The organism is Candidatus Poribacteria bacterium (genome assembly GCA_026702755.1).
Classification (GTDB): Bacteria; Poribacteria; WGA-4E; order WGA-4E; family WGA-3G; genus WGA-3G.
The window spans coordinates 41,515-53,820 of record JAPPBX010000063.1 but is presented as its reverse complement, the minus strand read 5'-3'; the positions used below and the strand labels follow the sequence as shown (position 1 = coordinate 53,820).

Sequence of the window (12,306 nt, the reverse complement as noted above, 5' to 3'; positions counted from 1 at the left end):
TGATTGGCTTCGATGATAATTCTTCGCTGCTATCTACCAGAAAACCGTAGCCCGTAACGTAGTGGAGGGGTTTTTGCTTGGGTGTTTCCCTAGATCTTTTGAAAGGTATGTGAATACCAAACCCACGTCGTTACTCCGCAAGGAAAGTTAAAAGAATGAAGATTGTTGATGTGAAAACGTATCTCGTTGATGTGCCGCCGCCACACTGGGGTGGAAGACGTTGGATTTTCGTCAAGCTGATAACCGATGATGGCATCGAAGGCGTAGGCGAATGTACCTATCATACACAACTGAATCATGTCGTCGTTGAACTCATCAAAGATTGGGGCGAGCGTTTCTTGATTGGAACGGACCCGTTTCGGATTGAAAAAATCTGGTCAACCCTCTATGAAGGTCCCTGTGTACGGCACTCGGGTCCACTGACGACACCAGCAATGAGTGCGATCGAGATGGCGTGCTGGGACATCGTTGGCAAAGCGTTGAATCAGCCGATTTACAACCTATTAGGTGGTATGTTCCATGAGAAACTGCGCGCTTATTCCTACCTGTTGCAATGGCGGCGCGGCGATTCTCCAGAAAAAACAGGCGAACTCGCGCTCTCTTACGTCGAAAAAGGTTTTACCGCTGTCAAGTTTGACCCGGTCGATGCAGGTACTGCCGATAGGTTAGAAACCCTTGATTATGCTGAGAGTGTCATCCGTGGCATTCGCGATGCCGTTGGTGATAGGTGTGATATTCTAATCGGGACACATGGGCAATTCAACACCAATAGCGCAATCCGTTTTGCGAAACGCGTGGAACAGTACGATCCGCTCTGGTTCGAGGAACCGATACCACCGGAGAATATCAAGGAGATGGTACGCGTTGCCCAGTCAACGAGCATTCCAATCGCCACCGGAGAACGATTATTGACAAAATATGAGTTCGCGGATCTGCTGGAGCAACAGGCAGCATCTATTTTGCAGATGGATTTGACGATTACAGGTGGTATCCTTGAAGCGAAGAAGATTGCCTCTATGGGTGAAGCACACTATGCCCAGATCGCACCGCATCTATACGGCGGTCCGATTGGCGGCGCGGCAAATATCCAATTGGATGTCTGCAGTCCGAATTTCCTGATTCAGGAAGGCATCCATACATGGGATGGTTTCCACGCTGAAATACTTAAGGAACCGTTGCAGTGGGAAGATGGATACATCATTCCCTCAACGAAGCCCGGACTTGGTGTTGAACTGAACGACGAGGTTTTGGAGAAGCACTCTGTTGTTGCTTAAGTCAGCATGAAGTCAGGATACAGAGACATCCTACATAGAAAGTCATATTTTTTGAATTAAATTGCGAGAAACGGGTTTTTATAAAGGTGAGTATCCAATATTCGGAAACACAGTAGATGGAGATATTCGTCATGTACTTAGTCTGTTATTCATGCAGGCGCGGTTATCGCGTCCACCAAGACAGTATCGACTTTGTTGAAAAAAAGACCTGTTCAAACGGGCATGTTCACGATATACGGTGCAGGTGTGGTAAGAAGATATTTGTTACCCAACGCGTTGATTCAAGGCGTTGGAAGTCTATTGATCGCAAAGTCCTTTGGAAATATCCGGACGAGCGCACGCCCGGGAAGTAAGTATGGGAGAACAAAGAAGGAATGGCAACTGCAGAGACACCAACGGGTACGCTTGACGCGCTGCCCGACTCACTCAAAGAGACATTACAAAATTTGGATACCCCGATAGAACAGATTCGGTTTGCTGTCCGAAGTGATGTCCGCTCAGACGGTCATTACGGTGAAGAATGGTTCGTGCTAACAGAAGCGGCGATACTTACTGTAACAAGTGAAGGTGAGGTGCTCCACTATATTCCCTACCAGAGCGTACTTGGCATCCGTCCCGAAATCGTAGTGGATGCTGGACTCTTGGTACTGGAAACAGAAGAAGGAACGGTAGACCTTATCAGGTATTCCAATGGTTGTGCCTCAAAGTTCGGGTTTGTCGCACGATTCATCGGGGACGAGATTGAGTTCCGAAACGGCAAACGCGACGAAGCACCCATTTGGGACTATAAGTCTGAGGATCACGCCTGTAAAAGCTGCGGGCTGCCCTTGCCAGATGAGTTCTCGCCTTGCCCCGCATGCACCAAGAAGCACAAGGTGATGCTACGGATTCTGTCCTACATACAACCCTATCGCGGTAGAGCAATTCTCTTTATTGCACTCATCATCGTCGGAACACTTATTTCTTTAGTGCCACAATATTTCAATCGTATTCTGATTGACGATATCCTACAGTTGAACAATCTTGTTACTCCGCCAGCGGATACGCAGTTAACGTGGTTAGCGGAACTATTCCGAAGGATTCAACCCGCGACAATCGCTTTAGCAGTTGCTATTGGTACACTGTTAGCTGCACAAGTCATCAGTTTGATATTTGCAATTTTCCAAGGACGTCTGGCGGCTTGGTTGACATTTCGCATCTCTGCAAACATCCGGTCTCATGTCTACCAGCACTTGCACAACTTATCTATCCGATTTTTCGACAAACGAACAACAGGTACTGTCATTTCACACATCACAGAAGACAGCGAAAGACTTCAGGATTTTATGTTAGAAGGACTCTCGTTTCTCGCTGTGCAGGTGTTCCTCTTCTTTGGGATTGGAGGTATCCTTTTCTGGATGAACTGGAAATTGGCATGTTTCATCCTAATCCCGATTCCGATAATCGTCTTCGGGGCAGGTTGGTTTTGGAAGAAAGTCCGCAGCCTCTGGCACCGTGCGTGGCGACGACGCTCAAAACTGTTCGATGTCGTCAACGATTCGGTATCTGGTATTCGGGTCGTCCGCGCTTTCGGACAACAACGCGGTGAAGTCAACCGGTTTGCCTATGCTAACATCGATGCACGGGATTATGAAACCAACGCTGAGATGATCTGGGCGACCTACTACCCACCTTTGATGTCTGCTATTCAGTTGGGTTCTCTCATCGTCTGGTACGTTGGTGGGCTTGATGTTCTCACTGGAACAATGTCCCTCGGCACCCTCATGACTTTCCATGGGTATCTCATGAGGTTCTATGAACCGATGCGCTATATCAGTCCGCTCATCAACTGGGCTTCTCGTTCAATGACAGCAGCGGAACGGCTTTTTGAAGTCATAGACTCGCAACCAGAACAGTTGGACGACGGCAACCTTAAAGCGATGCCGAATATCACAGGAGAGGTTAGATTTCACAATATGACCTTCGGTTACGACTCCCACAAACCGGTGCTTCGGGACATCAATCTACACGTGCAACCCGGTGAGATGATCGGATTGGTCGGTCATTCCGGGGCGGGGAAGTCAACGCTCATTAACCTCATCTGCCGTTTTTATACACCGGATTCTGGACAGTTGGAGATTGACGGTGAAGACATCAAGCAAATCAACCTCAAAGATTTGCGTCAACAGATTGGCGTAGTACTACAGGAACCGTATCTGTTCAGCGGCACGATTGCCGAGAACATCGCCTACGCGCATCCCGATGCCAAGATGGAGGATATTATCACAGCAGCAAAGGCAGCGAATGCCCACGAATTTATCGTCAAGTTCCCTGACGGGTACGATACAGAAGTTGGTGAACGCGGTGGACGCCTCTCCGGAGGTGAAAGACAGCGCATTTCAATCGCACGGGCGATTTTGCACAACCCGCGTATCTTAATTCTCGACGAAGCCACTTCATCTGTAGATGTAGAAACCGAAAAGAAAATTCAGCAAGCGATTGACAGATTGGTGCAGAACCGGACGACATTTGCAATTGCTCACCGACTTTCAACGCTCCGAAACGCCGATCGTCTCTTCGTGATCGAAAAAGGCAAGGGTGTTGAGTGCGGTTCTCACGAGGAACTTATGGAACAACAGGGTATCTATTACAAACTTGTAGAAACGCAAAGGGAAGCTGCCAATATCCGCGCCCAAGCGCAAGCCGTGGAGCGATAAATATGAAAAATGAAAACGGAAAAAAAGAGGGCACACTTACCACAGATGACACGGCAAAACCGGAGTCGTCTGAACCGGATGACTTTACGCCGCGTTATTTGGATGCAGCCCAACTCACGTTCACGCGTGCTGAAGTCGGGACAGCACGGCTCGAAATTCAGGATGAGGTCTGTCATCTACGCGTGCTGGTGAGAAGGCTCATGCCGCTCAGCAACCCAGATGGTTACATCTCCATCGCTGCCGATGAGGACACTGAAATCGGGATTCTCGTGAACCCATCAGAACTCACACCGGAGAGTCAGAAAATCCTACGAGAAGAGTTGGATAAACGATATTTCACACCCACAATTCAGAAAGTGTATCGTGTAAAAGAGCAATTCGGCATCCATGAGTGGGAGGTCCAAACGGCGCGGGGACGTATAACGTTCTCGGTGCGTGGGCTGAACCAGAATATCAAACAGGTGCCCCCGGCACGACTTTTTGTGACAGACGTACAAGGGAACCGGTACGATATTCCAGATTATCGGGAGTTAGATGCACAGAGTTATCTACAAATTCAGCGGCATCTCTAAGGATACCGGGGACTAAGAAACTTCCATCCTCTTAGCGAAGATCACAAGCCGTAACGAACCGCAAGGTAAATAAAAAAAATGAAACAGAGACATTTTTCGGTGCAGCTTGTAAACCGAAACTTGCGATACAAACCTCATGCAGTCATCGCCTCAGTCGGATTGCATCTGCTCTTTGTACTGATAGCAGCCTTGCTGCTGTCTGGACAGCGGGAGTTGAATAAAGATTCATTTGAGGCGACCTTCGTTACGCTCAATCCTGCCAGAACGGATGTGGAAACCCGCCCAACTCGGCGGACCGTCTCGACGAACATTCCACTTTCAAGAGAAATCCCCACGAATCGCATACTAACACAAGTGTCGCCTATGCAGCAACTTCCAAAGAACGAAAGGGAGGTTGTGCGGCAAGTAGCACCATTAGACCTCGAAACCGATGTCCCGAATCCTACGGAAATGGCGATAGCACCGACACTCCCCACCGGTGAGACCCCTAATGCTTCATCCGTACATTCATCTGTTACTCCCAGAGTAGAAGCACCCGTCATAGAAAAAGGTGCATCTTCCGTCGTAAGAAGTCGAGGCACCAATGCTGCTAAAAGTGGACTTTCAGAATTTCTGGACGGCTCTTTGCCGACAGGAGGTTTAGGAGATGGAATTGATACATTGCGGAATTTTGTAAAGATACCGAAAGAAAAATTAGGCGGTATCCTTGAAGGCACAGGAGACGAGATCCGTGGGCATATCCGGTTAATTCGACTCAAACATTCACTTTCGGATTGGTGGCAGGATCCGACTGCCATTCCAGCACTCATCAAATGGTTGGAAGATCACACCCCGATTCGAGCGGATATGGATTTCGCTGGCGGTGCGCTACGACTCACCGATCCACAGATTATGGATGCCCCACTCATCATCATGACAGGACACGACAAAGATATTACCGTCGGACGAGGGCTGGCGAAAGATGGTCCGCTGCAAACAGGTTTCACATCAGCAGAGCGTGCCGCACTTCGGAAATATATCGTTGAAAAGGGTGGGATGCTGTTTTTCGATGACTGCGGCTTCAACGGACTTTTCGCACATGTCGTCGCCGATGAACTCAGGCAGATTTTTCCAGAGTACCCGCTTGATATTCTACCCCACGATCATGAAATCTACAGTATTCATTACCATTTGCCGAAACCGCCTACCGGTGGCGATGTATTCTGGGGCAATGAGAACAACGCACAACCGACGCAGTTCCGTTTTCAGAAAGGGATTATCATCGACGATCGGTTAGCGGTGGTTTACAATCGCAAGGATTATATGTGTGCAATGGAGACTGCAGAAATTGAGAGCCGCACGATGCTGCGGCTCCGACGTTCTACGGATGTCTATCGGTTTATGTCGAATCTGCTAATTTATGCGCTGAAATATGGCGGGAACATAGATAGGACAGGGTATGCGGAGTAAAACTGTTTCTTTCCTAAGTTTCGTCCGATTAGAAACTTTTGGCTATCGCTTCTGCAAGGTTTTTGGGAAATTCAAAAAGTGATGTCAGGTTTGTCCGAATTAACATACGTCTGATGCCCTTATTGACGTTAACAAGTGCCGTCCGTCCCCCATTCTGACGGATCTGGGTGCTGGTAGTGATAAGCACACCTAAGCCCGCACTATCCATTGTCTGTGCCCCAGACATATTGAAAATGAGTGTGGGAACTCCACCTTGCGCCTCAAGTGCCTGAATATGTTCCTCAAGCATGGTTTTAAGCACGACCGCATCTTGTCCGACGACTCTTCCTTGAATCTCTAAAATTGTGAAGTTTTTATTTTGAATATTGACTTGCATAAGCTCGCCTTTGCTATTTTTATACTAAAGTTTGGAAAATTTTGTGTATCCTCATACCAAAAAGTACGAAAGAGAGTTCCTTTTACGGATTTAATCATAACAGATTTCTGTTTTTGTTTCAAGTGGCAAAAACTTGATGTCTGCCCGTTATCTTCCATATAATGCATAGATTCCTTAGGTTCATTTATAGTAAAATCCAAAAATACGTTTACAGTTCGTCAAGGAACAAAACCCCACCACCGCTGGCGAGGATTGTATCCTCGCCCTTGTGTCGGTGTATAAATAATTATGGACTTTACTATAAATTTAGAGACATACACATTATATAGAAGGATTGTTACAGCGCGGCGACCCTCCTATGATTTTTTTGCAAAGAATATGCGTTAATTTTCTGAAGAACGCTGACCGATAGAATAGCCTTTAATCCTCATTCCCGCCTACTTCAACATGCGCCGTCCAACCCGTAAAATCTCCGTCTATCTCGGCAAACTTGATTTCCTGCGTTGCGCCTGGCGAAAGGTCTGCTACACGCGTTGGACCGAGTTTTATGCCATTGGATAAGCGGACTGTAACCCTAACACGTTTCAATGTTTGGTGGGTCATGTTCTCCACATGTCCTGTGATGGAACGGCTCTGAAGATCGTAAGCCAAGATCAAGCGCGCGCCACCTTGAACGTGCCGCACAGGATCTGAACGTTTATTCAGACGACCGAATTCGGCGCTGAAGCCTATCCCATCAAGCTCAATGTAAGGGCGGGATCTGCTTGAACACCCGCTAATCAGAAAAACAAACAATCCAATAACAACGAGGGCGAGAAGCCTAAGTGTTCGATTCATGAAAGGTCTCCTTATCTAAGACCATGCTTTGTGCAAAAATCGCAGCCAGTTGCCGTGCATGATGGCGGTGATATCATCGTCGCTATAGCCACGATCTGCCAATAAGCCCGGTATCTTCTGCAGATCAGCGATGGTGTCCAAGTCGCTGGGGGATTGCTCACGCCCATAACCGCCATCCAAATCCGTGCCAATAGCAGCGTGCCGGTTGTTGCCCGCCAGTTGACAAACATAGTCAATATGGTCAACGACATTGTTCAAAGTAACTCCTCCATTGGAACTCTCACCCGTAACCCAACCCGGTTGAAGCATCCATGCATCAAAAGCAGCACCGATGACCCCATCCCGTTCAAAGATTGCCCGTAATTGTTCATCGCTGAACTGACGCTGATGCGGCACCAGTGCCCGGCAGTTATTATGACTCGCGAGGACTAATCCGTTGTAGTGCTCTAATGCCTGCCAGAATGCCTGATCGGAGCAGTGCGTGAGGTCAAGGATAACGCCTAAACGTTCCATTTCAGCGAGCAAAGGACGACCGAGTTCGGTTAATCCGATTTCTGTGCCTGTTCCACCGGCGTAACGTCCGGGACCGTAGTGTGTTAGTCCGATCAGACGCAACCCACCATCAACCCAATCTTGTAATTGGGTCGGATAAAGGATCGGGTCGGCACCCTCCATACTAATCACGAACCCCAAGGGAGGGGCATTATCGTAGTCGCTGGCATCGCCTATCGCTGTGCTCTCCCAACTCTGCCAAGCGTTGACGTGGCTGTCTAATTGTTCCCGGTCCGTGATAATGCGGACGTATCCCATTCTTTCTAAGGCACGGTAGTAAGCCAATTGCCCTTGTGCGATACCGTAGGATTGAGCAGGCGACGCAAAATCAGAATGCGGAGAGGGTCTACCGGTGGAGCGGGCAAATAGCGTGACGAAACTCAGCGCAATTCGTCCTTGACGCATCTCTGGGAGTGCGACGGTGCCTTGGTTTCCGGACGTACGCGCCTCTTGGGTACGAATCGTATAGGCGGAACTCAGTAAGTCTCGGTTGCCTTGTAACGCATTCATGGATAGATCAAGGTGGGCATCAACAATAAGCATAAAACATTCCTCTCTGATGGGTTGAAATTGGAAGGATTAGGTCAATTTTCATCGGGATACCCAGCGAAATGTGCTCCGGGTGTACCGTTTCGGTAATCGCCATCACAAGCATTGAGCATCCACCCACTGAGGCGGGCAACGAGGTCAGGATGATCTGCCGAGATATCGTTCTCTTCGCGGTAGTCATCGTGGAGACGATATAACTGGAAACTGTCTGTGCTATTGATATACCGTAACTTCCAACCATCTGCCGTTACGAGTGCCGGGCCGAGCCGAGAGGCATATATAACCCACTCGTGGTGCTGCTGGTCTTCATGCCTCTCAAGCAACGTCGGTAAGAAGGATACGCCATCTTTATCTTGCAGCATTTCCGCGCCGATAAAGTCTGCGAGCGTTGGCATTAGATCGTAGTTCGTGAGCATAAGATCGGAGACACTGCTGGGTGTAATCTTTCCGGGCAAGCGAACAATATAAGGAATTCGCGTACCGCCTTCCCAACTCGACCATTTCAAGCCTCCCATACCGTCGTTTCCGTTGAACACATCGCCGCCAGTCTCCGAATAGAATTTCGTTGTGATGTCGTCAAATCGGTTTCCGTCCAAATCTACTTGCCGACCTGTCGTTCGTCCTTCCTGACGGTAGTACACTTCATGGCCGTTATCAGCGGAGAAAACAATCATCGTGCGGTCGTCTATTCCGAGGCGTTCGAGTTCGTCCAAGATAATCCCGACGGTCTCATCCAGTTTTAGGATCATGGAGGCGTACTCTTTCTCAAACGTTGTTAACTCCGAAGACTGCTTGACTGCCGGATGAATGTCAGGAATAGCAATCGGTCCGTGTGGCAACTGAGAAGGGTGATAGAGAAAGAAAGGGTTATCCTTGTGGTCGCGAAGGAATTCTATAATTTTCTCGTTGAAAATGTCTTGAGAGTATACTGCTTTCCCTTGACGATTGCTGCGAATCTCCATATTTTTAGGAGATTCCGTATTCGGATGTACACCGCAATCGTCATGAGTATTGCCTCGGATAGGCGTGGGTTGTCCGTTCTCAAAGAGATAAGGCGGATAAAAACCGTGGCAACGCTGATGGTCATAGTAGCCGTAGTGATACTGCCAACCGTGGCGACGAATACGCGCGCCAGTCGTGGCAAAACCCCATTCGAGTTTCCCAATCTGTCCTGTAACGTAACCCGCTTCCTCGGCGATCTGTGCCAAAAAGACATCGTCGGGATCCGCTTGCAGTCCTGTTGTATGGATTAACTCTGTAATCTGATCCAGTGTTAGTTCCCCGGCACTCAGTCTGTGGTAGAGTCCGCCTTGTGTATAAGTCCACGTCCCATCATGGCAATCGTGGAGACCTGTCAACATGCTGGCGCGGGATGGGGCGCAGAACGCGCAACCGTAAGCATGATTGAACTTCATACCTTCGTTTGCGAGGCGATCAATATTCGGGGTTTCAAAGTGTTGCTGTCCATAGCAGCTGAGCATACCGCGTCCAAGATCGTCCGCGAAGATGAGAATAACATTCGGGTTATCGGTCATGACTATGATACCAAACGTCTAAAAAAATTAAATCTTTTCAAGGGACTACCCATGCTGAAAAGCACGCTGCCGATAGAGATGCTCGAACAGATTTCCCTCATGCGGGCTATCCCAAGAGATCTGATTCGTCGGGATTGCACCTAAATTCAGCCGGTCAATAAGCGGTGTTGCTATGAGATTCTGTATGAGCGATGCATCTTCTGTAATCGCGGTAGCAACGAGTGTCGCGTCGATGGCTTCAACTAATTCCGCTGGTGAAACTTCCACGACACTCACAAACGGGAACGGGAATTCAGTATTCGCCAACGGGTGTTCCGCATCCTCACACCATATCACAGTCGGTCTGAGAAAAGTGCAGCCATCTAATTCGACGACTCGATCACCCATTGTCAATTCCGTTGCCCCCGGTTCCTTAAGGTGTTGATCGATAAGCGAGGAAATACTGTGGGCAGCCTTCGGATTCGCCCACGCTGCGATTCCGGCTTGTGGGTGATCCAAGGGTTTCGGCTCAATACGTTCTAAGCGTTCCGTCAACGCCTCAGCAATCTCACGCCCGTATGCTGTCACCCAGACACCAGAGGCGTTAATACAGGAGCGCCCACCGTTCTTAGCGACCGATTCCATGATGAGATCGAGATATTGCTCCCAATCGCTCTGTTCTCCTTCGTGGATGATGATTTTACTACGTCCCGGTCCGTGGATTTCAACACGGGGCGTGTTGAGCCACGGTGCGACGGTTGAACCACCACCGAAAAGCATAGAACGCCCACATCGGACAAGGATTTCATTAGCACCAGAATAATCGGTAGGATAGAAACTGAACGCCTCCGCGGGAGCACCCGCTTCGATAAACGCTTGTGCTATCCGATAGGGTGTCCACGGCTCCTCGCGTCCCGGTTTTAGGACGAGCGGCACTTTCAACGGAATAGCAGGCACCCACAACGAATGCACGCCCGGTGAATTGCTCGGCAGGACAGCACCCAAGGAATCCGTTTCACAGACATAACTCAACGTCCGTCCATTTTGGACACCCCACCCAGTGTCAAGCACTTGCAAATCGAGTCCGCGGGTGAGTCCGTCCAAAACCGTGTCTATGTTTTCCAATACACCCTGAATCTTGACTAAATTCTGCTGACAGAGTGCTTCGGGTAGACCGGTTGTCCCAGAGACCTGTTGGATATAATCCGTTGGCGATTGGTCGGTCCCGTCAAGTGGCAGCGTTGCCGTTGTGAAAAGACGTGCTGCCTCCTTGCAGATAGCGACTAATTCGGCAACAGAACGTTGCCCAAGTACCTCTTTTTGGAGGGCGATGTCCACGAGGTCTTTCGCTATCAAGCCACGGCTGGCTTGGCTCACCTCAACCAAGGGTTTACCTGTTTTAATATGCGGCACACGAACGGTGTTCAGACTTCTGTAAGAACGTCCGGCGCGTAGAATTGGAATGTGTATCATTTTACCATGTAATCTTCGCGACCCATCCCGAAGAAGCATCGCAATAAAGGAAATCGTCCCCATAGAGGGATAAACCGTGCGGTTCTGGGCAGTCTTCAGGAACCTCAATCACATCAAGCGGCGTGCCGTCTTCAAGATCAAGTTTGACGATGACTCTATCAGAGGTATGCGTACACCAAAGCCCATCTTCAACGCGAACCATGCCGTGTCCACGTCCATGAGGCAATGGAAGCGTCTTTTGGATAGACCAATCCGAAATCCTGACCTTATGTGTGACCTGATCTTTGAGGGTTTGGACCCAGAGATGTCCCTCATCGTAGTGGTCATATTCGACACCGTGCGTGCCGCCGCCATCAGGTATCGGGTATCGTCCGAGGGTTTCGCCAGTATCGGGATCCACTTGGAAGATCTCACCTGTCTCGGCATCTGTATCCCGTACGGGACGCCAGCGTTCGCCAGTACCATTCGCTGCTAACCAGAGCGCGCCACCGCCGTATGTCATCCCGCTTGTGTTCGAGGATTCGCTCGGAATATCGCGGATGAGTTTCGGTACGGTATAGTCCGGGTCTGATGTGATTTCAACTAAAGCGACTCTATCGGTAATCTGATCAACGATCCATAAACCGTCGTCCGTAACTTGCAAACCGTTCGGTACGGAATAGGGTGAACGGAAGACTTTCTCAATTTTCGTTATCATACTTAGACTCCTCTTCAGTGTCTATCTATCTACTTGCGCTAAAGATGACTTTAGCCATCTAAAATATTCGGATTTTTTTTCATTACCGGGAAAAGATTTGTGAAACTCATTCGTGGGCAGATGTTGGACAAACTCCAACGCTGGCGTCAGAATCAGAGAGTCCACCGGATATACAAAATGCGCTTGGAGTTTTGTCGCTAACATAGCGGCAGCAGCTCCTTTGGCACCGTCCTGCAGTTCGGGTAACTCTCGCAATAGAACCCAAACATTGACAAAGTGCGCGTTGAGTAACTTGATGACTTCCGATGAAGAGAGCG

General features: G+C 49.0%; 10 protein-coding genes. 4 read left to right on the top strand and 6 right to left on the bottom strand.

Features of this window, described 5'->3' with window-relative positions:
• The first annotated feature begins 155 nt into the window (after positions 1–155).
• The 4 genes from OXH39_11855 (at position 156) to OXH39_11840 (ending at position 5,991) form a co-directional block, all read left to right on the top strand.
• Positions 156–1,274, top strand: a complete 1,119-nt coding sequence (locus OXH39_11855) for a mandelate racemase/muconate lactonizing enzyme family protein (GenBank protein ID MCY3551145.1) — start codon at positions 156–158, stop codon at positions 1,272–1,274.
• Between the two features lie 374 nt (positions 1,275–1,648).
• Positions 1,649–3,970, top strand: coding sequence for an ABC transporter ATP-binding protein (locus tag OXH39_11850; GenBank protein ID MCY3551144.1), 2,322 nt, complete (start codon positions 1,649–1,651; stop codon positions 3,968–3,970).
• 2 nt (positions 3,971–3,972) lie between these two features.
• Positions 3,973–4,542, top strand: coding sequence for a DUF1854 domain-containing protein (locus tag OXH39_11845; protein MCY3551143.1), 570 nt, complete (start codon positions 3,973–3,975; stop codon positions 4,540–4,542).
• 78 nt (positions 4,543–4,620) lie between these two features.
• Positions 4,621–5,991, top strand: a complete 1,371-nt coding sequence (locus OXH39_11840; protein MCY3551142.1) for a DUF4159 domain-containing protein — start codon at positions 4,621–4,623, stop codon at positions 5,989–5,991.
• A 28-nt stretch (positions 5,992–6,019) separates the two neighbouring features.
• Here OXH39_11840 and OXH39_11835 read toward each other — a convergent pair whose 3' ends face one another.
• The 6 genes from OXH39_11835 to OXH39_11810 form a co-directional block, all read right to left on the bottom strand.
• Positions 6,020–6,367, bottom strand: coding sequence for an STAS domain-containing protein (locus OXH39_11835; protein ID MCY3551141.1), 348 nt, complete (start codon positions 6,365–6,367; stop codon positions 6,020–6,022).
• 420 nt (positions 6,368–6,787) lie between these two features.
• Complete coding sequence (locus OXH39_11830; GenBank protein ID MCY3551140.1) at positions 6,788–7,204, bottom strand: hypothetical protein; 417 nt, start codon at positions 7,202–7,204, stop codon at positions 6,788–6,790.
• Between the two features lie 15 nt (positions 7,205–7,219).
• Positions 7,220–8,299: a membrane dipeptidase gene (locus tag OXH39_11825; protein MCY3551139.1), complete on the bottom strand. Its 1,080-nt coding sequence runs from the start codon at positions 8,297–8,299 to the stop codon at positions 7,220–7,222.
• A gap of 41 nt (positions 8,300–8,340) precedes the next feature.
• Entirely contained in the window at positions 8,341–9,840 is a 1,500-nt protein-coding gene (locus OXH39_11820) for a sulfatase-like hydrolase/transferase (GenBank protein MCY3551138.1), read from the bottom strand.
• A 45-nt stretch (positions 9,841–9,885) separates the two neighbouring features.
• A complete protein-coding gene (locus tag OXH39_11815) occupies positions 9,886–11,292 on the bottom strand; it encodes an aldehyde dehydrogenase family protein (protein ID MCY3551137.1) in 1,407 nt (468 codons plus the stop codon).
• Between the two features lies 1 nt (position 11,293).
• The gene (locus tag OXH39_11810; GenBank protein ID MCY3551136.1) at positions 11,294–11,989 is read right to left on the bottom strand and encodes a hypothetical protein; all 696 of its coding nucleotides are present in this window, start codon (positions 11,987–11,989) and stop codon (positions 11,294–11,296) included.
• Between the last annotated feature and the right edge of the window lie 317 nt (positions 11,990–12,306).